The 25915-nt window shown below is 56.2% G+C and carries 17 protein-coding genes; 9 read left to right on the top strand and 8 right to left on the bottom strand.

Features of this window, described 5'->3' with window-relative positions; all coding sequences use genetic code 11:
• Positions 1–73: 73 nt before the first annotated feature.
• The 6 genes from VFX97_18020 to VFX97_17995 all read right to left on the bottom strand — a co-directional run bounded on the left by VFX97_18020 (position 74) and on the right by VFX97_17995 (position 9149).
• Positions 74–3871, bottom strand: coding sequence for a TonB-dependent receptor (locus VFX97_18020; protein HEX5705101.1), 3798 nt, complete (start codon positions 3869–3871; stop codon positions 74–76).
• 299 nt (positions 3872–4170) lie between these two features.
• On the bottom strand, positions 4171–5379 hold the full coding sequence (locus VFX97_18015; protein HEX5705100.1) for an NAD(P)/FAD-dependent oxidoreductase: 1209 nt from the start codon (positions 5377–5379) through the stop codon (positions 4171–4173).
• A 138-nt stretch (positions 5380–5517) separates the two neighbouring features.
• On the bottom strand, positions 5518–6258 hold the full coding sequence (locus tag VFX97_18010) for a methyltransferase domain-containing protein (GenBank protein ID HEX5705099.1): 741 nt from the start codon (positions 6256–6258) through the stop codon (positions 5518–5520).
• A gap of 196 nt (positions 6259–6454) precedes the next feature.
• Positions 6455–7723 (bottom strand): beta-ketoacyl-[acyl-carrier-protein] synthase family protein, encoded by a 1269-nt coding sequence (locus VFX97_18005; GenBank protein HEX5705098.1) that lies wholly within the window; start codon positions 7721–7723, stop codon positions 6455–6457.
• Between the two features lie 96 nt (positions 7724–7819).
• Positions 7820–8575, bottom strand: a complete 756-nt coding sequence (locus VFX97_18000) for a hypothetical protein (protein ID HEX5705097.1) — start codon at positions 8573–8575, stop codon at positions 7820–7822.
• Positions 8576–8681: 106 nt separating this feature from the next.
• Positions 8682–9149, bottom strand: a complete 468-nt coding sequence (locus VFX97_17995; protein HEX5705096.1) for a hypothetical protein — start codon at positions 9147–9149, stop codon at positions 8682–8684.
• A gap of 215 nt (positions 9150–9364) precedes the next feature.
• Between VFX97_17995 and fsxC the strand changes: the two genes are divergently transcribed.
• Positions 9365–10645: an FxsC protein gene (gene fsxC, locus VFX97_17990; GenBank protein HEX5705095.1), complete on the top strand. Its 1281-nt coding sequence runs from the start codon at positions 9365–9367 to the stop codon at positions 10643–10645.
• A 4-nt stretch (positions 10646–10649) separates the two neighbouring features.
• Positions 10650–14387, top strand: a complete 3738-nt coding sequence (locus VFX97_17985) for a tetratricopeptide repeat protein (GenBank protein HEX5705094.1) — start codon at positions 10650–10652, stop codon at positions 14385–14387.
• 47 nt (positions 14388–14434) lie between these two features.
• Here VFX97_17985 and VFX97_17980 read toward each other — a convergent pair whose 3' ends face one another.
• Complete coding sequence (locus VFX97_17980; GenBank protein ID HEX5705093.1) at positions 14435–15511, bottom strand: SPFH domain-containing protein; 1077 nt, start codon at positions 15509–15511, stop codon at positions 14435–14437.
• Between the two features lie 206 nt (positions 15512–15717).
• Positions 15718–16260, bottom strand: a complete 543-nt coding sequence (locus VFX97_17975; protein HEX5705092.1) for a VanZ family protein — start codon at positions 16258–16260, stop codon at positions 15718–15720.
• 419 nt (positions 16261–16679) lie between these two features.
• Here VFX97_17975 and VFX97_17970 point away from each other — a divergent pair, with 419 nt between their 5' ends.
• The 7 genes from VFX97_17970 to VFX97_17940 all read left to right on the top strand — a co-directional run bounded on the left by VFX97_17970 (position 16680) and on the right by VFX97_17940 (position 25690).
• Positions 16680–18293 (top strand): PKD domain-containing protein, encoded by a 1614-nt coding sequence (locus tag VFX97_17970; GenBank protein HEX5705091.1) that lies wholly within the window; start codon positions 16680–16682, stop codon positions 18291–18293.
• 438 nt (positions 18294–18731) lie between these two features.
• Complete coding sequence (locus VFX97_17965) at positions 18732–19478, top strand: hypothetical protein (GenBank protein ID HEX5705090.1); 747 nt, start codon at positions 18732–18734, stop codon at positions 19476–19478.
• Positions 19479–19954: 476 nt separating this feature from the next.
• A complete protein-coding gene (locus VFX97_17960; protein ID HEX5705089.1) occupies positions 19955–20866 on the top strand; it encodes a hypothetical protein in 912 nt (303 codons plus the stop codon).
• A 185-nt stretch (positions 20867–21051) separates the two neighbouring features.
• A complete protein-coding gene (locus VFX97_17955) occupies positions 21052–21594 on the top strand; it encodes a hypothetical protein (GenBank protein ID HEX5705088.1) in 543 nt (180 codons plus the stop codon).
• Between the two features lie 104 nt (positions 21595–21698).
• Positions 21699–22991, top strand: a complete 1293-nt coding sequence (locus VFX97_17950; GenBank protein HEX5705087.1) for a tetratricopeptide repeat protein — start codon at positions 21699–21701, stop codon at positions 22989–22991.
• A 35-nt stretch (positions 22992–23026) separates the two neighbouring features.
• On the top strand, positions 23027–25204 hold the full coding sequence (locus tag VFX97_17945; GenBank protein HEX5705086.1) for a CHAT domain-containing protein: 2178 nt from the start codon (positions 23027–23029) through the stop codon (positions 25202–25204).
• A 258-nt stretch (positions 25205–25462) separates the two neighbouring features.
• The gene (locus tag VFX97_17940) at positions 25463–25690 is read left to right on the top strand and encodes a hypothetical protein (GenBank protein HEX5705085.1); all 228 of its coding nucleotides are present in this window, start codon (positions 25463–25465) and stop codon (positions 25688–25690) included.
• The last annotated feature ends 225 nt before the right edge of the window (positions 25691–25915 follow it).

Below are 25915 nucleotides of genomic sequence, written 5' to 3'. Positions count from 1 at the left end.
ACATTGAAGAGCTCTCACAAAAAAAGGCCGGCGCAATTAAGCACCGGCCCCTGTTGCTTGGTTTGCGTTCAGATCAGAAATTGACCTTGATCCCAAACTGAAACTGCCGGGGATCGTAGGCGGCGGTCGGGCGGCTGTAGTACTTGCTGCCGCTGCGTTGCCCGAAAGCGTTCACGACATCGAAGAACGGATTCGCGGCCGCTTCGTTGAAACGGTTGAAGAGGTTGAAACCCTCGCCAATCAGATCAACGCGGACCCGTTCGCCTACCCGTATGGATCTCATCACCCGCAGGTCGAGCGAAGCATAACTATGAGTGGTGCCCATGTTGCGCCCCAGACTTCCATCGGTGAGGAAGGTGGGCAGGACAAGCGTGCCATCGGCAGCCACGCTGGGCCGTTCGTTCGAGCTCTGCAGATCAAGGTTCTGATCGATACCGGTCAGGATGTTGAAAGGCCGTCCCGAGGAGATCTCGAGGATCGGTGCAACGGTGAAGTCAGCGAAGAAACGCCGGACCATGCTGTCGGCACTGCGCCATGAAGTCGGCGAAGTCACCATGCCGCTGAACACAAACCGGTGGCGTTGATCAAACAACGAGTCGGAACGGTCGAGGGCGAAGTTACGATTGTTTAGTGGTTTCAGCAGCGTCTGTAAATCCGATGAGTCGTCGATTGAATGCGACCACGTGTACGACGCCAGGAACTGCATGTTGCGCGAGAAGCGTCGCCTCAGCTCGAGGTTCATCGCATTGTAGTTTGAATTGCCGTCTGACAACTGCGCACTAACATCGCCGAACGGAGTGATCGCTCCCGGTGTGCGGACCGATCCACCGATTTGACTGTCAAACACCGCCTTGCTGACGCCGTTGGCAGCCAGGAAGAAGTAGTTAGGCGCGTTCGGCCGGAAGAAGTTGGCCGCCAGCGGACTGACGATCACCTGGCCATTAGTATTATTCACCGCCACAAGGCCCGGGATGCGGACTGTGTACAGCGCGTTGCTGGCGGTTGGAATCGGGAACAGGACTGCTTCCGCCAAACCCGTCGGCGCTCGTCCCGTCGGACAGCCGGTTGGACAAAGCACCGGGTTGTTGGCGGAGAAGCGACGGAAGTTCTCGCCGATTAAATCTGCCCGCGGTGCATTCACGTCCTGCGGGTGCGGGAGGTGATGGGCGCCGACAAAGATCCAGCTCGCTGACAACGAAAGGTTCGTACCCAACTGCCGTTCGATGGAAAAGTTGGCCTGGTTGGCATACGCATACTGAAAGTCTTTCGCGACGTTCAGCGTGAACGGAAATACGGGGCCGAACCCGACAAACGTCTGATCATTAAAAGTCAGACGGCCGGGCAGGTACTGCGCCGTAGCTGCCGCACCTGGGGTCGTCGCCCCGCCACAGAAAGGATTCGTCGTCGCCGCGGTGCAAACCGTTCCCTGGAAAATATTCAGCAGGTTCAAGGTTGCATTCGGCGCCGGGCTTATCGGCAGCACGTTTGTGTATTGCTGCTGTTGCGACGCGTCGGCGATGTCTGAGTTGAATGCGACCGCCAACAGCGGATGATCATAGAAAAGTCCATAAGCCGCGCGCACAACCGTCTTCCCGTCGCCCTTAACGTCCCAGGCCAGACCGAACCGTGGCGCAATGTTATTGGTATCCCGCGGGAATCCCTGTTGCACATTCAGCCCGTCCTGGAGGGACTGAAACGCGGCGGCCGAAATGCTGATACCCGTAAGCGGATCGGTGAAAGGAATCGGCGCGATGGTATCCGTCAGCTCGACGTCATACCGCACACCGTAATTAAGCGTCAGGTTCTTTCTGATCTTCCATGAATCCTGAGCAAAGAATGCGATGGGACGGTTCTTAATTGAGCTGCGCGGATCGCCGAAACCTTGAATGAAAACGCTCGGGAAGCCGAGACCATACGACTGCACTGGCTCAAGCGGAGGCGCGCTGGCCGGCAACCCGGTAATCACCGGCTGCAAGTTGAAGGTGCTGAAGTTAAAGAGACCGGGGAAGTTCAATTCAAAAGTGGCATCGACGTTGATGAAATTGAAGTCAGCTCCAAACTTCATCGTATGGTTGCCGTGAATCCAGGTGAGATTGTCGGCAATCTGAAAGCGATCCTCGACGCGGTCAACCGGCGAGAATGGATTAGAGCCGATAAAAGCCGAGCCCGAAATCTGAAGCGCCACACTCGGAGTTTGTGAATCAAAGGTCGCTTTACGCCGGGCGAATTGGAAACGAGCCTCGTTCACCATCGTGCTTGATAAAGTCGATGCCAGATTCGTGCTAAACGAAGTGTCGCGCAAGGTCTGAATGCCGGTGCGCGAGAAATCGTTCTGGCCAAGCGTTTGGTTCTGCGACTCGTCCTGAATACCGGTGATGTCGCTTGGGTTGTAACCAAAGCGCATCGTCAATTGATTGCTTGAATTAATCTTGTGATCGCCACGAATTGAGAAAAAAGTCGTCTCCTCTGCGATGGGGAAGACGCGACGCAACTGGTTCAATGGTCTGAATCCGACCGGATCTCCATTAGCGTTCACAGTGATGAAGCCGGGCGCCGCCAAATTATTGGCGAGCGTCGGAACCGGTGTTCCGGATAATAGAAAACGGCCGCCAATCACACCCGGTGCAATCGGACTGAAAGCCGGGCAAACACTTCCATCGTTAGGACTGGTCAGACCGCTTGCGCCATTCAGACCAACGGAGCCGGCCACGGAAGTAAAGAAGGCATACGTCCGTGCCAGACAGATATTCGCACCCACACCCGTGGCGACGAGGTTGTTAATGAATGTTGCCTGAGCGGGCGTGATGTTGGTGAAGGTGCGGGCGACCGGGTTGACGCCGGGAATCACCGGGATGGTCGCTGAGCCGCCGAGCCGGCCGGCCACATCAGAAGTAAAGAAGCCTGACTCCTGGCGGCGACGTTGTTCGAAAGCCGTAAAAAAGAAGGTCCGGTTTTTCACAATCGGACCACCCAACGTGGCGCCGTATTGAGCGCGGGTGAAGGGCGGTTTCTTGTCCGGGTCGTTGTCGATGATTGGCGCCAGAGCGTTGCGCGCCTGGATCGACTTGTGACGAATGAATCCGAAGACGTTGCCACGAAAATCATTGGTGCCGCCCTTTGTGACGACATTGATGATGCCGCCAGTGGCGCGTCCAAACTCAGCCGCGTACGAATTGGTGGCCACCTGGAACTCCTGCACGGCTTCCTGACTGACGGTGGACCGGGCCGCGTTGACCGAATTGTCAGTATTGTCGGCGCCGTCGACCTGGACCAATGTTGACCGGCCGCGCTGGCCACCGATGTTCAACCCTGAAGAGGGCGCCGGACCGATGGGTCGATCGTTGCCACGGTTCACGGTTGAAATCGTAGTTGAGAAACCAAGGTAGTCGCGCTGGTTGATTGGCAGGTTCTCAATTCGCTCGCTCTCGATTGTGTTGGAGACGGTAGTTTTAGTGGTTTCCACGATCGGCTGGTTCTCAGCCGTGACATTTACGATCTCGGTAACCTGGCCGAGCTCAAGCGTCACATCCAAATCCGCCCGGGCGCCAACCGTGAGTTTATAATCCGGCACCACCGATTTCTTGTAGTTCGGAGCTTCCACAGAAACTTCGTAGTCACCCGGCGGGAGGCTCACCAATTGGTAGTAGCCTTCGTCGTTGCTGGTGGTTGAGCGCGAAAAGTTGGTGGCTGGGTTGCGCGCCGTAATGGTAGCGCCCACCACAACCGCGTTGTTCGGGTCACGCACATAACCCTGCAAGTCAGCCGCGTTTGACTGGGATTGCGCCATCGCGAAACTCACACAGGAAATGATTGAAAGACCAACCAACAGAATCCGGATCGACGCCCGGCGCCAGTTACTGGAAGAAAACATTTGCGGTTCTCCTTCTTCGTTTACGAAGTCGTGTCGAAGCTGATTGAATCAAATATGAAAACTTTGAGAGACCTATAGGTTTCAAGCGCGCGGCTTCTGGGGCGATGGTTCCGCGCTTTGGAACACTTTAAAACCAGCAAGCGCCGCCATCGGCAAACTCACTTGCAGCAGGTACATGCGCGCTGTTTGTACCGCAAAACTGCGATTGTGGCAAGGCTTTAGTGCTGAATCGGCCTGCTGCATTCCACGTGGCAAGCGCATCTTGCGCGTGATTTGACGGGCGGGACGCCCGTGCCACTTTATTTAAACTCCCGGGCCGACGAGAAGTTTCGTTTCGGCTGCGAGCGGGTGGCGCGGGCGACTCGCTTTCGCAAGCTGTCACTGGCGCCGAAAAGACGGATCGCGAAATCGGCGACCCCCGGCGCAAAGGCCGCCCGGCGAATCAACGAGCACAGGCGCAGGCGTGAGTTGAACTGTCGCCCATAGGCCGCGCAATACTGGTCAGACAGGGAGCGACGCTGAAGTTCATGGAGTTGCGGCAGACGCGGCATGATGATGTTTGCGACGAGTTCGCCACTTTCGAGTGCCATCAACATCCCGCTGCCGGTAAACGGATCGATGAATGAAGCTGCATCGCCGATGGTGAGTAGCCCATCGACCGGCGCCGGCGAATGGCGACCAAAACCTTCGAGTGAAACAGCCAGCCAAGCAGAGTGGGCCACGGCTTCGCGCAGGGTAAGGGAAGCACGTTGATTGCGACAGACGACGGAACGCACGACGCGATCGGCATTCGATTGGCACCGGCGGACGTCGCGCGCATTGACGATAAAACACAGATTGCTCAAACCGTTTTCGATGGAGCTGAGTCCGCCGTAACCCCCGCGATAAAAGTAGATTTCGCATGCGCCGGGCGCGACGCCCGTGTTTTGAAGATGCGCTTTGAAAGCAACCAGCTCGCGTTGTTGAGAGCGCCCGGAGCCGTTCTTTTCCGCCATGCGCGCCAACACTCGCGCGCGGCCAGTTGCGTCAATCGTAATGGGGGCACGCACTAACTCTTCAGAATTGTGGGCTTTGAGATTTACGCCCGTGACTCGCCCGCTTTCGAAGTTCAAACTTGTAACGGAAGTTTCTTCCCGCACATCGACACCAACTTCGGCAGCGCGTCGCAACAGCCGCTCGTCCATCTCCGCGCGACTCAGCCCCAGGGCGACTCCACCCTTGCTGAACCAGGTGCTGGGAACTGAAACGCGGGCGCCGGCCTGTGAATAAAAAACTGTTTCGGTTAAGGGTGAGGGACTGCTCGCGAGCATCTGATCCGAGACGCCGAGCCGTTCGAACTGCGTAAAGCATTCCGGCGAGATGAACTCGCCGCACAATTTCGGTCGGGGAAATTTCTTCTGTTCGGCGAGCAACACGCGCGCGCCTCGCAGCGCGAGATGAATCGCGGCGCTCGAGCCCGCGGGGCCGCCGCCGGCGATGATTACGTCGTAATCTGAATTCATGCTCATACATATTCCCTCTCCCTTTGGGAGAGGGTTAGGGTGAGGAGTTACGGGCGAACGGAACAGTCTCTCTCTTCTTTTCGTGAGGCTTAGCCTCACGAAAGGCGGAGTCTAATACCGGCGTGCTCGCTATCCGGTGCACCCTCACCCCGGTCCTCTCCCAAAGGGAGAGGGAGATTGAGCCACGCCCCTCAAAACCAACCTCGCCGGAAAATGCTCTTGAACTTTCACGTTCTGCATTCCGGCTTTTCGTCCGAGCGCTTCCAACTCATCAGCCTTCCAACCTTTCAGAATCGACAGCGCGCCGTCTTCCCGTATCAAACGGTTGTGCAGAAACAGTTTACCCAGAGTTGTGTAAAAGAAGTACGCCATCCGAGATCGATGAAGATCGATCACAAACACTCCCCGCGTAGCCACACGTCCCATTTCCCGTAAGAGTTTGACGCCGCTCTCATCGTCAAAGTGGTGCAGCGTCAGCGACTGAATCGTGTAATCAAAAGCGCCGTCGGCGAAAGGGAGCCGCAAGCCATCCCCGCGAACGGAATGAATCTCGGGAAACTCCTGCGACTCTTCGAGAATCGATCTCGCGGAACGCTCGTTCAATTCGAGTCCGACGAAATGCGCTGTGCGATTCGTTTCGCGTGCCCAGTTTGCTGCCACGCGCAATAACTCGCCTGAGCCTGCGCCCACATCCAAAACCGAGAACGATTGCAGGTTTCGTGCTGCAATCTCCGTCAGAAACAAATCCTGCAGGGTCTTCGCATCACCCAACCAACGGTTCACTCGCCGCAGCTCAACCAGACAGCCTTCATACTCTTCAGGCGTGTAGGTGCCCTTGTCGAGGTTTTCAGGTTCGAGACTGCGCTGACGAAACTTTTCGAACATTGATTCCGAGAAAAGCCCCATTCTGACTCAAAATTACGGGCGTGGATTATCAGGATGCCGATCAAGGAAAAATTCTAGTCGAGATCGAGGGCATAAGAGTTCCGGTAATCGGGCGGTTCCACCTGATTCAGAATAAGACTGCAGTCGGAAGACCCCAGGACAAAGCTGACGTCGTCCGCTTGGAACAACTTCGCGCCTAGACTTTTCTAATCACCAACGCGCTGTTCTTCGATCCAAAACCAATGCAGTTGCAAAGCGCGGTGCGCACTTTGGCTTCGCGCGCCGTGAGGGGAACATAGTCTAGATCGCAATCCGGATCTGGCGCATCGAGATTAATTGTGGGAGGGATGATTCCAGTTTCCATTGCACTCAGGGTCGCGCCCAGTCCGGCCGCGCCGCTGGCGCCCTGCGGATGCCCGATCTGTGACTTGGTCGCGGACATGGGAATGCGAGGCGAGTTGGAGTTCAGCGCAAGCTTCAACGCGTTGGTTTCGATGCGATCGTTCAGCATGGTGGAAGTGCCGTGGAGATTTACGTAGTCAATATCCCCGGGCGTCACACCACCGTCCTGCATCGCCAGCGTCATAGCGCGCGCCGGCTCATCGCCGCCTTCCTGCAAACGCACACGATGATAAGCATCGCAGGTCGATCCATAACCGATGATCTCGGCGTAAATTTTCGCGCCACGCTCTTTCGCGGCTTCGTAAGTTTCCAGCACGTACATCCAGGCGCCTTCCCCTAAGACCATTCCTGATCGATTGCGCGTGAATGGACGCGACGCGTGCTCGGGATCATCGTTCCAGTCGGTTGTCAGCACTGTCAGCAGATTGAAGCCGGCAAGAATTCCCGGCGCGAGGGGCGCGTCAACGCCACCTGCCAGCATCACGTCCTGTCGTCCCAGCGCGACGTGTTGCGCGGCATAAGCGATCGCATCGGTCGAGCTGGTGCAACCCGTCGAGACGACATGCGACAGTCCCCGCAAGCCGAACGCCATTGAAAGTTCGCTCGACAGTGTGCCGTGCGTGGCCGCGGGAATGATGTAGATGCTGGCCTTTGAATGCGAGCGGCCGTTGTACCAAATGGCGTAATGCTCTTCGACGAACGGCAGGCCGCCCCCGCCCGTGCCCAACTCCACTCCGACGCGTTGGCGTTCTTCAACCGAGAGGTTCTCAATTTCGAAGCCCGCGTCCTGAAAAGCTTCGCGTGCCGCGGCCAGGCCGAGCGGCACTGTCCGCGGTACGTGCTTGCGATCCTTCGCGGTGAGCTGTGCCTGCCAATCAAAGTCGCGGACTTCGGCCGCAATCTTCACCGGCGAATCAGAAACATCGAACGACTCGATGCGCCGCACGCCGCTGACGCCGGTTTGTAGTGAGTTCCAGAACGCTTTTCGGCCAATGCCGATGGGCGTGACACACCCCATGCCGCTAATGACAACTCGGCGCGGAGCTTTGAAACCGTTGAGCATTGGCCAGGGGGTCAGAGACGGCCAAGGATACACCCCGAGGGGCGGCTGGCCAACAGTTGACTGGCCGGGGGGATCCGCCCGGTGCCCGCAAAATACTCATGAAGTCTTTTGATAGGTGAAGCCCACCTCGCGCTGAAGCGGCCAACGATCTGCGATGAACTCCAGACCCAACCGCGTAATGCCGTCGGTTGCGACTTCACGCGAGCGGATCGCGGCAAAGATCGAAACCGGATCCGTGACGCTGCTGATGCGGAGGACGCGACCGACGCCGACGTCAAGATTGCTCGGAATGCATGCTCCCAAACTGCTGACAGTCTCGAAAACGGTGTGCTCCTGCAACGAAGGGTGACCGTTTTCGTCCAGTGTCTCAACGAGCACTTCCAGAGGAATGATCAGTCTCGCTTCTCTGCGTTCTTTTTGGGCGAACGGGCGTCGCGTCAACTTCCAAAGAGAGCTCTTGCCAGTCTGCATCGGAAGCGGTTCATATCGACGCGTCGGATCTTCTTCATAGCTGGCCGGAGCGTGCTTGCCGATGAACGCAACGCCGATCCGGAACCAGCGCGGCTCCTGGCTGACGACATAAATGTGGCGCACCAATCCCCAGACTGAATACGGCTGCACTTCAAATTGATCGTAACAACGAAGTTGATGCGGAAGCGGAATCGAAAGACGTACCAACCGTCCGACCTCGATCGGCCGCGTCAGAGTGAAACCGGCGCCGAACTGATTCACGTCGACGAGTCGGGATCTTTCAATCCATTGGTACTCGGCGCTCTCTCGACAGGATACGGCGACCGGCAGCTTCAACGGCAGGCGCGCGCGCACCCGCACTAATCCCTTTGTTCGTTCCAAAATGAATGTCCTCCCTGGGTGATGAGGCGGGACAGGTGAGCGGGGGATCTGAGTATAGCGAAGAGATCGCTGGGTTGGTGACGGTCAATTTGCGCGAATCCACGATTTACGGCGATATCGCTCGTTTAGCAATCAATATCGCGAGAAGGAGGACTCCATAAAACGGCGTGATTGAAAGCGAAAAGATGGTTGAGATCATCGCACCAGTGCGATGGATTAGCCCGTAGTTTTCCGGTTTGAGGATATAAAGATCTGATTTGGCTGCCTGGCCGTCATGAAGCTTCTTGACGAAGCCGTTGTAGAGATCGCGAAAGTCCCGCTCAAGCGAAAGGTAGTAAGCGTCAAGAAAGAAAAACACCCCCGCGGGGATGAAGGCAATCAGAATTGCGTTGGGTTTCCCTTTATCAATCGCGAGCACGGTGAGCGCCGAGATCAAAGTAACACACCACGTTTTGCAGCTGGCGCTGTTCCCCGCGAGCCGCGTGATTACCGACTGAATCATCGGCAGGTAAGCTCTGACGGCTTCACTCTCGACAGCCAGCGGTGTCGGATTTGAATTGGCTTGAGCTGACATTTCGAAAAACGAAGTGCGGGTTACTCCACGACCTCAGTATATAGTCGCTGTCAATACAACTGCTTCAAGAAATGGTGACAATAAGCTCCCGGTTGGACTATTGTACTACCTCAAGACGACCAGTTTTTAGCTGTACACGGCGCCTATCCAATTGCGCCGCTCAAACGCAGCCCAGGCATTGATGGTAGCTTCCGCGACCTTAGGACCTGCTAGCCATGAAAGAATACCTGTTCTTCCTCAGCTACGCGCGTGAAGATCGTGAGAACGATCAGGAGAATCTCATCCTGAAGTTTCACGAAAATCTTGAGGCAGCATTGCACCACCGCGGCGCCACTCAAGGTGGTTTTCTCGATACGTGGAGTACCAACACAGCCGACCTTTGGACGGCAGAGGCCGACGCGGCCCTGCGCACCTGCAAGATCCTCGTGCCGATCTATTCCCCAAACTTTTTCACCCGAGAGTACTGTGGCCAGGAATGGGAAGTCTTCCGGCGCCGGGTAAAGTCATACCGCGACACTAAAGCCGGAAAGAATGCGCCGTCGCTGGTAATGCCGGTCATGTTCGTACGAAAGACATACCTCGAAGACAGTTTCGATAGGCTCGGCCCTGACGTAAGCGACATAGTCTTTCACTATAAGCATGACCCGATCGAGTACATCGACGCTGGGCTCGAGGTCTTCAAGCTGAACAAATTTCAGGATGCATACAAAGAGTTCGTTATGGGCTTTGCGGACAGGATGCTCGAACTTACGAGGAAGCACCCGCTCCCGCAGGTCCCGGATCTCGTTTCGGTCTCCGCGGTGCAGAGTGCATTTCACAACAAGAAGCAAACCAGGGCGGCTGCAGTGGGGGCTGACCAAAGCAAGAAGGTCCCGGATTACGTTGAATTCCTGTTTGTGGTGGGGACGCGCGAAGAAATGCTGAAGGTGAGAAGACACGTTCAGGGTTACGGCGAAGGCTGGTTAGACTGGGCTCCTTACGAGCCGGATGAAAGAATCAGCTTGAGGGCGCAAACGATTGCCAGTCGCGAGGGATTTGTCTCGAGCATAGTGGGCTTAGAACAAGACTTGACGAAATGGCTAAGCGACACGAAAAAGAAGAACCGTATCGCCGCCATCATCGTCGATTCTTGGGCCCTGAGCGCCGATACGTATGCGGCACTCGTCAGCGACTACGATTCCTATGACTCGCTCCATTCGGTAATGCTCGTTTGTCTCAATAGCTGCGACAAAGAAACGCAAAGGAAGTTCCAGGAGATAAGTGAGGTCGTCGGGACCGTCTTCGAAACCAAATCACTCCGCGGGGCTCACAGCAACTTTTTGTTTCCGGTTAACAGCTCCGCTGAGTTCGAGGGAAAACTGGTCACGAGTTTAGGCAAGATCCAGATGGAACTGCTGAACCGCGGATTGGATCAACTGAAACACATGCAGGCCAAGAGACCGGTCGCAGTGACGTCAAGCCCCTCCATGCCATCACTGCCTGTTCCCGGATCATAATCACATGGCACTGACTTCTGCCTTAGGCAAGATAATTACGTTCTATTCCTACAAAGGAGGAACGGGCCGGTCGATGTTGCTCGCGAATGTTGCCTGGATTCTCGCGAGTAAGGGGAATCGTGTGCTGGTGTTGGATTGGGATCTGGAAGCTCCCGGCCTGCACCGTTACTTCCTTCCGTTCCTTGTAGATAAGGACTTTACCTCATCGAACGGCGTGATCGATTTTGTGATTGACTACGCGCTCAACGCTGCCGCACGCGCTCACGGGACTGCCTCCGGTGAGGTCGACAAGGAGTGGATGAAACCCCACGCTAACATTCTGCCTTACGCAACGTCGTTGCGCTGGGACTTCGAGTGGAAGTCAAAGAAAGGAACACTAGATTTTGTGCCCGCCGGCCGCCAGGGTGCTTCTTATTCAGAGCGCGTGAATTCCTTCAACTGGCAGAGTTTTTACGACTTATTGGGGGGCGCTCAGTTCCTGGAGGCGATGAAACAGAAGATGCGCTCCGAATACGACTATATCCTGATTGACAGTCGTACGGGCGTCAGTGATACCGCGGGTATTTGCACCGTGCAGATGCCTGACATACTCGTCGTGTGCTTTACGCTCAACAGCCAAAGCATCGAAGGTGCTTCGACCGTAGCACGCGCGATTGGTGCAACCCGCCGCCAGCCCGAGTTGCGAATTTTTCCTGTGCCCACGCGCACAGATAACGCGGAACTTGAAAAGCGATCGCTGAGACTGCAGTACGCTCGCGACATGTTTGATCCGATCTTAACGCATATTCCCGAAGAGAAACGCGAGCAGTATTGGGGATTGGTAGAGGTGCCCTACGTCCCGTTTTATGCTTATGAGGAGGTGCTGGCAACTTTCCGCGATCGACCAGGTCAACAAGTCAGCCTGCTGGCGGCGTTCGAGCGTCTCACGGGCTATTTAACCGAGCACGCCGTTACCGGTTTAGCGCCGCCTAAAGAGGTTCAGAGCGACGCGATCGTTGCTGAATTTAGTAACGAGACTTTGTTTAACTACGATGTCTTTATCGCCGCGAGTCCCGAAGATAGCGATTTCGCGGAGATGCTCGAGCGTCGGCTCGCAAAGGAACGAGTTGGGGGTCGTAAGATGCGACTGTTTCGCACTGCGCCGCCGGCTAAAAAAGGCGAAGTCTTACCTCCGAAGAACCAGAGTGCCCTGGGCCGCAGTCGCCGAGTAGTTCTGATAGTTTCGCCGGCCCTCGTCGAAAGCGACGACGCTTTGATTCTCAAGTCCTGGCTGGCGGTTGGAGAGACGCAAAAACTTATACCGGTTTATTTGCAGGACGCAGAGATTCCCACAATGCTTAAGCCGCTCCGCTTCGTCGACTTTCGCAATCGCTCGGAGTTCTCTGCAAGTGCTGAGAAACTGCTCGATGTGATCAGAGAGACGCCATCCGCGTCCGAGTCGCTTCCAGTTTTCGAAAATGCCATCTCGACCCAATCATTCACCGTTCCGGATATTGGGTTTGTTCCGCGAAGTGATCGTGAAGGGCATAACCTCGCCGATTGGCTCCGACAAGAACTAGTCGGAAGAGACCTGCGTGCGATCGCCCTGTGGGGGCCCGGGGGGGCCGGCAAGACGACTTTAGCAGCGGAAGTCGCCCGCACTTTCGAAAGCGGTTCCTCGCGCAAGGTGATCCTGGTGGGCACGTACGAAAGCGCGTTGCCGACGGCGTCAACTCTAGTCAGCGATATTTTGAGAAGGCTGAATCAGGAGAATACAACGCCGGTATCGTTCGGCGACAAGGTTAGTCAATTGCGTTCACTGGTTAGCGCGTCCACTGCGCTGATTGTGTTGGATGGGCTCGAACGGCTTCCCGATCGCGAATTCACTGAAATCGAAAATGCCTTGATATCGTCGCCGCCCTGCCCGTTGCTCGTCACCAGCCGGCAACGTATAAGCTCGGCGCGCAACGTTTTGCTAACGGGGCTCTCGCCCGTTGAGACCCAGGAGTTTCTCGACCGTTGGACGCGGGTGAGAACAGAGAATACGGAGTTTCTTTCAAGTGAACGCGATCGCATCTACAGCCTTACGGACGGATTTCCGCTGACGCTGCAACTCTTGCTGGGATATCTGAATTCCCAAACCGATCCGATTCGCGCGCTCAACGATTTCGCGGGTGGTCCCGAGCAGGTAAGAGAAAGTGCGTTCAAACTCTCCATCGGTTCGCGCGCGATGAATAAAGACGCTCGCATCACCCTGCTGGCGCTGTCGCTCTTTGTGCCGAGCGCGTCTCTGGATGCGCTTAAGCACGTTGCTGGTATTGGCAGATCTACCGGTAGATATAGCCGCGCGGTCACCAGACTTAAGTCTCTTCGGCTCGTCGAAGAGTCTGGTGACATGAAGCGGCTCAGCCTACACGAGATAATTCGCGTGATGACGCGCACTCTGCTGGACGATTCGTCGGAAGCCGATCAAATAAGACGACGATTCATCGAATACTTTGAGAACTATGTCCAGAGCCATTCTGCATCCACAAATGAAGGCACTGCGGCTTTGGAGTCTGAGCGCACTAATGTCCTGAAGTCGCTGACCCTCGCTTTTGAAATGAAAGATTGGGGCCACGTCATCAGGATCGGGGAAAGCATCGCACTTGCCGGTGGCTGGTTGGCTTCGGCGGGCCATGTGGATGACGCGATCTTTTGCAGCGACCAGAGTATGCGCGCCGCCGGCTTCGCCGCAGCGGGAGAAGAGGTGGTGAAGTTTGCCGCCCGCAGCATCGAGCTTCGCGCGCGCCGCGGAGAGTACTCTGAGGCCGCTCAGATCGGGAATGAAGCTCTCGAGATTACCAGAAAGCTTAACAACGATGAGGGAACCGGCTACCTGCTGCATATTCTGGGGACGGTCGCCTTGCGAGAAGGCAATCTGGAGTCTGCGCAAACGCATTACCTGAAGAGTTTGGCCGCTACCCAGACCCCCACCAGTTGGTCGGCGCGCAACTTCGGCGAACTCGCAGATTTGGCGCGGCTTCAGGGTAATGCCGAGTCCGAAAAGCAATATCTTAATGAAGCACTGAAGCACTCGAAAAACCAGTCCCAAATTGCCTATTACCAAACCAGGCTCGGTTACGTCGCTTTTAGGGCGGGAAAGTTGGACGAGGCGCGCAAGGAATACGAACAGGCCCTCGCTTTGTTTGAAAAACTCAACGACAAGGGCATTGGCAGCACCCTGGGACTTTTGGGCTCTGTCGCGCTTCGCCAGGGCAACTACGAAGAGGCCCGATCACTATTGACCCGCGGATTGGAGAGTGAAAGAAAGAACGAGAACCTCAAGGGAGTTGCCATGATGCTGCGTTTGATGGGCGACGTCGAGGAATCGTCGGGCAATCTGTCAGGCGCCGAGCAGAACTATAACGAGAGCTTGCAGCTCAGCGAAAGGCTGGGAGATCAGAGAGGCGTCGCCTATAACTTGCGCAATTTGGGAGAGCTGGCGGCCGATCGGAAAGATCACGCGGGGGCATGGCAGTATTATTCTGAGAGTCTCGAAATTCTACGTGCGCTGAACGAGTTAGGTGACGTGGGCGAGACGCTGCAGAGTCTCGCCAAGATCAGCGCTGCTGATGGGAGACTGCCTGAGGCACATAAACTCTTAGGTGAAGCGCTTCAAATATTTCAGAAAGTAGCTTCGCCGCGTGCGCAGGAGGTCTTAAAGACTCTCGAATCGCTTACCATTGACGAAGACCCGCCAGAGGCAATCGCCGAACAGTAGTAATCCGCTGACCAGCGTGAGGCTCCGGGAAGGCACACCGCAGCCGCTTACTCGACCTTGGTTCCGCACTCGTCGCAGAACTTAGCGTCGGGCTTTAGATCATTCTGGCATTTGGCGCACTTTGCCGGCGATTGCGACGCGCCGCATTCATTACAGAATTTCGCGCCTGCCGCTATTGCAGCGCCGCACTTAATGCATTTCTGAGTGGCTGCTGACGTCGCGCCGGCGCCTTCCGAAACGGTTGCGCCGCGCTGTTTCATTGCGTCAGTCATCGCACCGGCCATCACGTTACCGACTGCGAATCCCGCGCCGAGGCCTGCGCCCAGGCCCGCGCCACCACCCGGGTTTTGCGCCGCGTCGCGCATGGCCTGCGCCGCTTCGAATTGCGTGTACTTGCCCATGTCCCCGAGGACACCCATCGAGGTGCGCTTGTCCATTGCCGCTTCGACTTCCTGCGGCAGCGAAATATTTTCGACGACGAACTTCGTCAGCTCAAAGCCGAGCGATTTAAATTCGTCCTGGAGTTTCTGTTTCGAGAAGCGGCTCAACTCGTCATAGTTTGAAGCGAGATCGAGCGCTGCGATTTTGGATTCGCCGAGCGCGTCGGAAAAACCGCTCACCAGAGTACGCCGCAACTGGCCTTCGATGTCTTCCGTGACGAAGCGAGCGTTGGTGCCGGCAACCTGTTTGATGAGCTCGCGCGGATCGCCGACGCGAATCGAATAGATGCCGAACGCGCGCAGGCGCACCATCCCGAAATCCGAGTCACGCATCATCACCGGATTCGACGTGCCCCACTTCATGTCGGTGAACTGCTTGGTGCTGACGAAATAAACTTCCGATTTCATCGGCGAGTTGAAGCCATACTTCCAGGCGCCGAGTTTCGAAAGGATCGGAGTGTTGCCGCCGTCGACCGTGTAGCGGCCCGGCCCGAACACATCCGCGACCTGTCCTTCGTGGACAAAGACTGCCGTCTGCGATTCGCGGACGATTAACTGCGCGCCGTTTTTGATTTCCTGGTCGCGCACCGGAAACCGGTAAAGCATCGTGTTGCCCGAATCATCAAGCCATTCGATGACTTCGATGAACTGTGCACTCGGACTAAGTCGGTCAAGAATTCCCATCAGTGTTCTCCTTGAAATGTCTTGGCTAGCATTATACGGCGAAAGCGCGCGGCGGGTTCAAATTTGAGCCGCAAAAAGCGCCTTTGGCGCAGCACACTGCGGTAAACCAGCCTTTGATGGGCGGCGATTTCTTCGCTCCGCCAAGAGCTGGGTCGGAATGCCGCGCAGGAACTATAGACATCCTGCTCTTACGGAGCAGTTGAGAACTAATGAAGCTCCCCCTTTAAATATTGATGCCTTCGTGTGCGCCAAGCGACTATCGTGAGCGCCGCCAGACCACCCGCCGTATCAATCAGGCAATCGTAAATCGAAGGCGTACGCGTCGAGACGAAACTCTGGTGAAACTCGTCGCTCAGGGCGTAGAGGGCGACACAAGTTAGTGTTACCGCGAACCAGTGGTTTCGCAAAAACTCGCGGAGTGACGTGCGAAAGGCCCGCGCCAGAAGCAGCGCGAGGATCGCATACTCCACGAAGTGACTGGTTTTTCGGACCAAGCCATGGACAAATGCCAGCGCGGTGTCAGTGGCGCTCGGATAAACCCAAAGCACGAGTGGTCGAAGAACTGACGAGGTGCGCGAACCGGAAAACAGACCGGAGGAGAAAACGAAGATGAGGGCGGCCCACAGCAGGACTGGGCCGTAACGGGAAAGACGATTTTTGGAGTGCGCCGGCTTCACGCTTCGCAGAGCATCGTGGCCGTCGAGGCCTCGGGACTCTGCGCGAGATTTAAGTGTTTCTTCCTCGACCATTAAAAAGGTGAGATTAACCTAACTCCTGTGTGCCCGCCTAAATGCTTTACGCACACGCGGACGGGTTCGTTCGCAAGCGTTATGTTTCCGGCGCTTTAATCACATTGAGTTGAAATACAAATCGAAAATCGATGGAGGAACCAGACAATGATGCAGCAGAACTCTTCGACAAACTTGCGACGGCCGGGTCGCGTCGGCGGCAAATCGAAACCGCGAGCCACGCTGACCTGTCTTCTTTGCCGCATCCTCTGGCCGATCGTTGTCGAACACCGGCACCTACAGTTTGCTTCTGGGGCTGACGTTCCGCGATCGGGTCTTGCGAAATCTCTGTCACCACACCTCTCCTAAAGCAGCTCGCCAAGCTTCCGTCCTCTTTCCGTCGGGCGGCGTTACGTTCTCCGAAGAAAAGTCACCCACAGATGAACGCACGCAAATCAAAACTGCATGCGAATCTGTTCCCAAGGAGACAAATGATGTATCGCCAAGTCAAAAGATCGACACTATTGCTCGCAACCGCGTCGCTGATCGCGTGCTGCTTAATCTCTCTGTTTGTTGCGTCGCATAGAACCGTGCGCGCACAGACGATTGACTGCCCCGGAAATGTAGTCAGCAACGGTACCTTCACGGGCAGCGTCGGCCCCTGGAGCACAGCCTATGGGACGCCCGACTGGGGTCTTCCGGGCCAGGTAGGCATGTGGGGAAACATGAACCCCGCTATCGGCGAAGGCCTGAAACAAACCATTACCCTCGTGCCGGGGCAGACCTACAACGGCACAATCTCGTTCAGGGTAGTGCCTGGCTCAAACAAACAGCCGGACGGCAGGATCAGGATTCGGCTCTCGCCAGTTGCCCCCACGCAATGGGGAGCGACGGACACGATATTTCTTTCGCCGATGACTTTAGCTTCTGCAACTGTTTGGACGCCTGGCACGTTCAGCTTTGTGGCGCCCGCGATTGCTTCACAAGTCCTGACAATCAACGTCGAGAACCAACTTAACATCAATAATGGGCCGGACACCTCTTACGGTGTAATCGACAACGTCTGCATTCGCGCAGTCCCGGTCCCGATAATCGGCGGGCCGGAAAAGACGTGCGCCGGCAGATCAAATCTTTTCACTGGTCCTGGCGGCGCTTCATCGTGGAATTGGGATTTCGGCGATGGCTCGATCAGTAACCAACAGAATCCCGCTCACACTTACACCACGGCGGGTACGTTTACGGTTAAGCTCTGCACAAACGGCACTACAAATTGTGCCACGCAGTTGATCACCGTCAATCCTGCGCCACCTGTCCCGGTGATCACCGGGCCGCCCAGTTCGTGCGGTAGTCAAACTGCGACTTATTCTGTTGCCGGCGCCGGTGGCCTCGCTTATTCATGGACTGTCAGCGGCGGCACGATCAATGGTTCGTCGACGGGTCAGAGCGTGAGTGTGACCTGGTCTTCTTCAGGTGTCGGCACCATTTCCGTCACCGTGACCAACAAGGCCGGTTGCTCTTCAACGGCACGGAAAGAAGTAGTCGGTTGTTACCTTCCCCAAGGCGAGTGCTGCCATGGCTTTCAGGCAAAGACAGATCTGAAGAGTCTTACTTACGCCGGAGGCGGCATCTACAATTTCACGCCGCAGTTGTCCGTTAATTCGTCAGCCGCTTTCGTTCGCGTGGTAGCTAATGTTCTCAGCACCTCGATTTCTTATTCGTCGACAAGCTGTGGCACTTCAGGCCCCGTGAATGCGTCGATAGTCAGCGCCTCGAACGTGGGCAACTTTACCGCGACGACTCCTATCTCCAACGGACACGAAGCGATTTGGTGGTACCCACCCGGTGCCGCGGTTAACGGCATCGCCTTTCCGATGCAAATCCAGATTCCGCCGCCGCCCAAGGGACACTGTAGCGACGTCGTCACGATCTGCATTAAGTACACCTTCACGACCAAAGACTGTCGCAGCTGTGAAGTCATTCGTTGCTACACCTTTAAACGAAGTGGGTTGATCAAAGACTCCGCCGAATTGATCGATATCAGTGTCAAGAACTGAAAGCATTTCCCTTCCGGTTCTTGCGCTCGACCGGTAGCCCGCTGGTTAAAGACGGACAACCCTATCGATTTAAGCGGTCGAACATTTACGAGCATTCCTCACCCAAGCAGAAGCCCGAGCCTTCACCGGCTCGGGCTTCTGCCCGTTGACCAATCAGATTTGACTCTTCTGCATTCAGCACTACGCCGGCTTCCCCCACCGGTCGAATTTGAGCAACTGGGCTTTCAGCGCCCAACTTCAAGACACAACTGTGGAAAAACTTTCTTAGCGGCGAGTTACGTTTCGGCCAGGACGAGCACTTATTGGCGTAAGCGAATTCGAAGCGAACGCCCGTGCTCCTGTTCCACATGGAGGATAAACGTTACCCAAAGTGAACGGCATCGGTTCCGTCGCCGCAGCGGGTAACTCACTCACAACTCACCAAAAAGGAGAATGACCATGAAGAAACTACTAACTTTCGTTTTTGCTCTAGTCGTCGTGGCCGTGATTGTCGGTCCTGGTGTAGCGCAGCAAGCGCTTCAAGAGCGGCCCACGGGGACACGCCGTGTAAGCCGGATGTTCGCGCAACCGATCGTGCGACTTGCGGGATTTGAAGGCGAATTGAATCCCGCTCCCACGAAGAAGTGTACCTGCGTCGCCTCGAAGGGGGGCTGGAATAGTGGCATCGTTCATAACTACGGCGTCATTGCAACGTACGGACTCTTCGACGTTAATGCGCCGAGCAAGTGTTCAAAAAAATGTTCCGACCTCGTTTCCGGTAAGAGTTCCATTGAAAACGCGACCGCCGTGTGCGCCAGTACGAACTGGTCGGGAGGATGCGTGCGTGGTTACGGGTACATAGGCGCCATTGGAACCAACAACGCGGACGGCACGGCTGGAAAACTAATTTGTAATGCCCCAGTAGCTGCAGTTACTCAGCAGAAGTGTCCGGCAGGCTGGGTATGCAATGGCTGCTCGCCACAAGTGGACGGCGGCGTGACGAGCGATGGCAAGTGTAAAAAATTGGCATGTCAGGCAAATTCCATAGCGCCGTACCCGGCGGATGGGACTCAGATCGGTTCGTGGGGGTTCTCGTGGGGTAACGCTTTTTATGCGTGGGGTACTTCCGCCAACGGCGGCAATCCCATCTTGAATATCATCTCGCCAGCCATTCCCGGCTCCGGGAGTTGGGGAAGTTGCCCGTAGGTCTGGCGTTGGAAACGTTCCATTACGTCCAACTTGAAGTCATACCCTCTGGGAAAAATCCGTTACCTCTTCGTTTTGGCGCTTAAACAGAGCCTGCGCCCTGTCCAGACCATGACGATGTAAGTGTCGAGGTTCTGGACGGGTCGTGCGTTTTCCTCAAAGGCTGTCGTGAACTGAAAACGACAAGCATCCCAATCGCTCAACCAGGAGCCCGAACTCTTCACCGGCTCGGGCTTCTGCCGTTGACCAATCAGATTTGACCCTTTCTGCTTCCACTTCAGGAAAACGCCGCTTCGCTCACCATTCGAACTTGAATCATCCCGACTGAGCCGCCAACTCAAGACAACCGGAACGAAAAGTTTGTCCCGCAGTAGCGTTACGTTTCTGCCAAGAAGATTCACACATGGATGCAGTCAGATTCCATGACAGAAAACGATGTCGGCACGCGGCATCGTGACAAGAAAGGACGAACTCTTATGAAGCAGACACCAACCCTAACAGTTGTACTCATCCTCCTCATCCTCGATGCGTCGGGCGCCGCCGCACAAAGGAGAGGCGCCATCAGCGCTGAGGTGAAAAAGGTGGAGAAGGCCACCGCGATCAAAGTGGCTGACATAGCGGCATCGACCGGCACTCCACCGAGAATAATCTCAACGGCAGGCGGTACTGTTTCGGACATTAACGCGGTCGATGGAACGAACAGTAATCCACATACACCGAAGTATCTGGGCGGGATGACTATGAATTTTGACGGCATCGCGCTCGGCGCGAACGACACGCTGTACGCGCTCACCTCCGCCTCCCTGACCAACGGTTACAAATCGTATATCTTTGTCATCGGGCCCAATTACGGAGTGAATCGCTTCGAGAACCTCCTCTATGGAACGCCGCTCTACATGGCCGGCAACAGGTGGTACTGCTTGGGCGAAGGCGATCTCGCCTATGACAAGGGCGGCTCTTTGTATGCCTCCTGCAAGGACGGCAGCGGATGGAAGTTAGTCACGATAAATCCTGCCTCGGGGGTCGTCGCCATCGTAGGATCTATGCCCAGCGGTGGTTCCTTCTCGGCCCTGGCGTTCAACCCAGCCGGGGAACTCTTCGCATTAGACACTAATAGCCGAAAGCTCTGGAAGCTAGACAAGACTAACCCGAGCAACAACCCGCAAGCGATACCATTGACCGTGGCGGGGGGCCAGCAGATGCCGAACACGTCGACGCAAGGCGGGATGGGTTTTACAGCCAATGGCGGACTTTATGCGGCGTTCGGGGGCCAGTTAGTAATAATCAACCCGGTGAATGGGGCGCTAAGTATCGTCACGAGCAATAGTGGTGGTTATACGTCAGGACTGGCAATCTCTGGCGGGAGTGGCCCTATCAAACATAACTGAGGCGCGCCGCATATAACTGAACCGCTTTCACCTCACTTGGGGGAGCCCGAGCCTTTCACCGGCTCGGGCTTCTGCCATTTCTTCAGCAAGGCCTTTTAACTGTCTAAGCTTTGATAATTGAGCTATGCTGTCGCCGAATTCCCTGACTACTCTGAACCACCCCAGCTCAACTGGCGGAACTCAAAGTGAAAAAGGAAGTAACGCGCGAACGATTCGAAGGGTTTCTCGCGTGGCTAAGTCCAGACCAGGATCGGGCCGGCGACGCGTATGAGCGCCTGCGCTTTCGCCTGTGCACTTTCTTTTCGCAGCGCCGGTGCTGCTTTGCCGACGAGCTGGCGGATGAAACGATCAATCGCGTCATTATCAAAATCGAGGACGAGCCGATCGAAAATAAGATGGCGTACTGCTACGGCGTCGCCCGGAACGTTTATCGCGAGTCTCTGCGCAAAGATCGGCCGCATCTCGACATCGATGAAGTCACCGTCGCAGCCCCAGAGCCTGAGGAGACAAGTTTCTCAAACGAATGCCTGGATCAGTGCCTCGGCAAGCTGGCGCCTGAAAGCCGGGAGTTGTTGCTGGAATATTTTTCCGAAGCCCGGCGTCAAAAAATCGAGCTGCGCCGGCGCCTTTCAGAGCAACTGAAAACGACGCAGACTGCGCTGCGCATGCGAGTCATGCGCATAAAACAGGAACTGAAAGTCTGTGTCCAGCAATGCATGAATTCATGAATTCGGCACGCAGGCCCGCAAGCGCGCAGGAGGCGTGCGTACCGGCGGAGAATACGGCGTTACGTTTCGTCCGAATTCGGCACGCTAAATAGGGCGGAGGGTTCATGGCCCAATCTGTTAACAACCCCGCGATCATCCAGGATTATCTTTTGGGTCGAATTGCGGATGAAAAGACGCTCGAGGAGATCGAAGCGCGACTGTTCGATGACGAGGATTTCTGTGTGCAAATGGAACTCGCGGAAGACCAAATCATTAACGACTATGTGCTTGGCCGCTTGAGTGCCGAAGACGCGGCGAGCTTTGAGAGCACGCTGGTATACGATCCGGAACGCCGTTTCAAAATCGAACTCACGAAACAGTTAAGAAACCGGGCGCGGATTCAAGATGCGCAACTCGCGCCACGTCCTGCTTCTTTCCTCAATTCCGTCACTCAATTCTTCCGGCAGCCTGCTTACGCCGGCGCGTTTGCCGTCCTCCTGATTGCCGCAGTCGTCCTCGGGATCTACTTGACCAGGCCCGGCACGCCCGATGATCTGGCTGAGCTCCGATCGCTTTACCAGCAGTCGCGGCCGACGCAGTCACGCATTTCCGGATTTGGTTATGCGCCTTTGACAGAGTTGCGTGGCGCGCCGGATTCGCACGAATCGCAGCGGCTGCGTCGCATCCAGAACAATCTAATCGCAGCCACCGAAAAATCGCCAAACGCACAGACGCATCACGCGCTCGGAATCTTTTATCTCACCCAGCAGAATCACCCCGAGGCGATCCGGCAATTCGAAACGGCGCTGAAATTCAATCCAAACGACGCGCGCATTCACAACGATTTGGGTTCAGCGCATTTCGAGCTGGCGAAATCCGGCGCGCGGGAAAAGAAACTCGAAGAGCTGGCCCGGAGCCTGGAAGAGTTCACCCGCGCCACACAACTCGATCCAAATCTGCTCGAGGCGCTCTTCAACAGGTCGCTGGTGTTAGAAGAGATGGGGCTCCCGCACCAGGCGAAGGAATCGTGGACGCTTTACTTACAAAAGGACTCTTCGTCGGCGTGGGCCGATGAAGCGCGCAAACGCCTCGCCGCCTTGCCGAATCAACAGGCGCACTTTAAAAAGGATGATCAGGTTCTGTTGGATTTTCTTTCGGCATTTCGGCAGCAGGACTATCAGCGCGCGCAAAACATCCACAACGAGACCAAGGGACTGCTGCGACGGGTCACCGTGCCGCTGCAACTCTCCCGTCGTTACCTCTCTGCAAAGCAGTCACGCGACGATCGAACGGCCAAAGAAGCGCTCGAGGCGCTGACCTTCATCGGCCATTACGAGCAAGCGCAGCACAACGACGCTTTTTTTTTGAGTTCGCGAACTTCTATGCGCACGCCGGTGAGGAAAAACTCGAAGGGCTGATTCAGGCGTATGCAGATCTCGCAAATGCCGAGCAGTTGTTTGCAAAGGACCGGGCGGGCGCGATTGCTTTGTATGAAGCGAGCCGAGATCGTTTCGTCCGGCTCGACGACCGATGTGCCGCGGCCATTGCCGAGCATTGGGCGGCGCAATTCCTGCGCTACGCGGGGCGAATTGATGAGTCGAGCGCGCGGCTGAGCGCAATCGTCAAAGACTCTACTGCCAAAAATTTTCAGGCGCTCCTGCCACCCGCTTACTACTGGCTGGCGATGAATGACTACACTCAAGGCCGGCTTTCGGAATCCGCGCGAAACCTGCGAGCGGCATTGCGCGTGGCTGAGGCTACGCAGAATGCCTTCGAGATCCAGCATGCGGACGACGCGTTGGCGAAGCACTATGCGAAGCTCGGTGAATTGGATCTGGCGCTGCTGTTTTCCGGAAAACGCTTTGCCGATCAGAGCGCCTATTACAACAGCAGCGCCCAGTATTGGCGCGATCGCGGGACGCTCGCAGAGTTGACTCTTAACCTTGGTCTTGCGGCAACGTCCCTCAGCGTCAGCCGCGAGATGCTGAGTTTTGCCGAAGCCAGTCAGTGGAATGACGTTCGTCTAAACGATTCCCTCGATCACGTGATCGAAGCATCGCTGGCGAGCAACGACCTGAATGGTGCACTGCAACATGCAAACCGATCTTTGCAAATCGCGCTGAAGCGCGGCCCTGAATCCGCGGAAAGCCAGGCTGAAATATATCGTTTATTGGGCGACATCAATCGGCAGGGAAGAAACTGCGCGGAAGCTTTGGGCCATTACGATCAGGGGCTGCAACTGTACGGGCGCGCGCGGGAAATATCGCTGAACGCCTATCGGATTCACAAGGGAAGGCTCGAATGTTTTCAGCAGACAGGTGACGAGCAGCGCTTCGCCGATGAACTAGAGATTATAAGAAAGCTGACCGAGGAGTACCGCCAGAATATTCGCGAAGACGACTCGCGCCAGGCGTTTTTTGCGGATCAGCAGGACATCTTTGACGCGGCGACCGAAGCCGCGTTGCGAGCGGGCGACCACCGGCGCGCGTTTGCATTCGCCGAAGCGTCAAAAGCCCGCTCACTTTTGCATTTCGTTACCTCGCCAAAAACGATCGCTGAAGTCGAAAACAGTTTCGCCGCCGTTGCCCAGCCGCTCGACCTCGGCGAAATACAAAAGCGCATTCCCGAAGAAGTGCAGCTGGTGAAATACGCAGTGCTGCCGGCGCGCCTGGCAATCTGGACCGTCTCAAGAACGCAATTTGATTTTCAGGAGCGGCAGATCTCCACGGCCGATCTCGAGCAGAAGGTCGTTGAGTACCAGGCGCTGATCCTGGGCCGGGCGCCGAAGACGGAAATCGAACGTGCCGGTCGCGAACTCTACGAACTTCTGATTCCGCCCGGCCTTGATCGGCAAAAACAGATTTGCCTTGTGGCAGACAAATTCCTGCACCAGCTTTCATTCGCGGCGCTGGTTTCCCGCGAAGGCAAATACCTGTTGGAAGAACACGTTTTGTTCTATGCGCCGAGCGCATCGATTCTTGTCCTCGCTTCTGAGAACGCGCGCCGGAAATCTTCGGTGAGGAACGAACGCTTGCTCAGCGTTGGCAACCCAACCTTTGATCGCGAAGAGAATCCCGGCCTGCCGGATTTGCCCGCGGCAGAAGATGAAGCCAGGACGATTTCCGGAAGCTACCCGCGATCGATTCAACTTCTGGGCCGTGAAGGAACGAAACAGAAGTTCCTCGCAAATATTCTTGACGTCGAAGTAGCGCACTTTGCCGGGCACTTCGTCGCGAATGCACAGGCGCCGGCAAACTCCAAGCTGCTGCTCGCCGATGTTGAGTTGCGATCGAGTGAATTGGGCGCGCTGAAGTTGCCACGCGGCAAACTGGTGGTTTTGTCGGCGTGTGAGACTGCCTACGAACGCCACAACCGAAGTGAAGGTGCGATTGGAATCGCGCGCACTTTTCTCGCCTTGGGAGCGCCCGTAGTTGTGGCGAGCCAGTGGAAGGTCGAGTCCGCAGCCACGCGAGACTTGATGATCGCTTTCCACCGTGGCCGCAAGCATGACGGAATGACGTCGGCGGAAAGTCTGCGGCAGGCGCAACTCGAAGTGTTAAGACGCTCTGAAACAACCGCGCCTTTTTACTGGGCGGCATTTTCACTATTCGGAGGTCATGCGAAGTACTGACATGCGTGTCTGTCCAAAATGTGGAGCCTATTACGCGGACGATTCGTCGGGTTTCTGCCTGGCCGACGGAATGCCACTCGTTGATATTGATCCGAACAGCAATCACTGGAGCGAGGCTGCCCGGAGGCTGAAAGAAAAAGATGATGGGCTGAGAAAACAGCTGCGCAAACTGAAATGGCGGCGTGTTTTGATCAGTGCGCTGTTGGTGGCAACGATCGCGGTTTGCGCGGCGGCCTTCAACCGCTGGACTCGTGTTGAATGGGTGCCCAAACCGACACCATCGCCATCTCCGACCCCGTCGCCATCTCCGTCGCCATCACCAACCCCGACACCGTCGCCGACTCCGTCGCCATCGCCAACTCCGACACCGTCGCCATCTCCGTCGCCATCCCCATCGCCAAGCGTTTACATAATCAGCGGGCGAGTGATGTCGCTGGCGGGGCCTCGGGGCGGCATCACAATTTCGCTCGTAGGCTCAATCGTTAAGTCGGCGACGACGGATAGAAACGGCTATTACACTTTTGTCAATTTACCGGCGGGCGGCAGTTACACCATTGCTCCGAGAGACCAGTCGAGGTTCAACCCGCCCCGCCGCTCCTATGACAGTTTGCGGCGCAATGAACCGACTGCTGACTTCTTCCAATCCGACGCGACACCGCCGCCCAGGCCGACGCCAACTCCGACGCCCAAGTGGACTCCAACGCCGACGCC

It is taken from the genome of Pyrinomonadaceae bacterium, assembly GCA_036277115.1.
In the GTDB taxonomy this organism is placed as follows: Bacteria; Acidobacteriota; Blastocatellia; order Pyrinomonadales; family Pyrinomonadaceae; genus UBA11740.
This window is presented reverse-complemented; position numbering and strand designations above follow the sequence as displayed.

What these genes read in the sequence shown, in the direction of transcription:
- VFX97_18020 (HEX5705101.1), bottom strand. Translation starts at nt 3,871, where the DNA reads ATGTTTTCTTCCAGTAACTGGCGCCGGGCGTCGATCCGGATTCTGTTG.
- VFX97_18015 (HEX5705100.1), bottom strand. Translation starts at nt 5,379, where the DNA reads ATGAGCATGAATTCAGATTACGACGTAATCATCGCCGGCGGCGGCCCC.
- VFX97_18010 (HEX5705099.1), bottom strand. Translation starts at nt 6,258, where the DNA reads ATGTTCGAAAAGTTTCGTCAGCGCAGTCTCGAACCTGAAAACCTCGAC.
- VFX97_18005 (HEX5705098.1), bottom strand. Translation starts at nt 7,723, where the DNA reads ATGCTCAACGGTTTCAAAGCTCCGCGCCGAGTTGTCATTAGCGGCATG.
- VFX97_17995 (HEX5705096.1), bottom strand. Translation starts at nt 9,149, where the DNA reads ATGTCAGCTCAAGCCAATTCAAATCCGACACCGCTGGCTGTCGAGAGT.
- fsxC (HEX5705095.1), top strand. Translation starts at nt 9,365, where the DNA reads ATGAAAGAATACCTGTTCTTCCTCAGCTACGCGCGTGAAGATCGTGAG.
- VFX97_17985 (HEX5705094.1), top strand. Translation starts at nt 10,650, where the DNA reads ATGGCACTGACTTCTGCCTTAGGCAAGATAATTACGTTCTATTCCTAC.
- VFX97_17980 (HEX5705093.1), bottom strand. Translation starts at nt 15,511, where the DNA reads ATGGGAATTCTTGACCGACTTAGTCCGAGTGCACAGTTCATCGAAGTC.
- VFX97_17975 (HEX5705092.1), bottom strand. Translation starts at nt 16,260, where the DNA reads ATGGTCGAGGAAGAAACACTTAAATCTCGCGCAGAGTCCCGAGGCCTC.
- VFX97_17970 (HEX5705091.1), top strand. Translation starts at nt 16,680, where the DNA reads ATGAACGCACGCAAATCAAAACTGCATGCGAATCTGTTCCCAAGGAGA.
- VFX97_17965 (HEX5705090.1), top strand. Translation starts at nt 18,732, where the DNA reads ATGAAGAAACTACTAACTTTCGTTTTTGCTCTAGTCGTCGTGGCCGTG.
- VFX97_17960 (HEX5705089.1), top strand. Translation starts at nt 19,955, where the DNA reads ATGAAGCAGACACCAACCCTAACAGTTGTACTCATCCTCCTCATCCTC.
- VFX97_17950 (HEX5705087.1), top strand. Translation starts at nt 21,699, where the DNA reads ATGGCCCAATCTGTTAACAACCCCGCGATCATCCAGGATTATCTTTTG.
- VFX97_17940 (HEX5705085.1), top strand. Translation starts at nt 25,463, where the DNA reads ATGGGTGCCCAAACCGACACCATCGCCATCTCCGACCCCGTCGCCATC.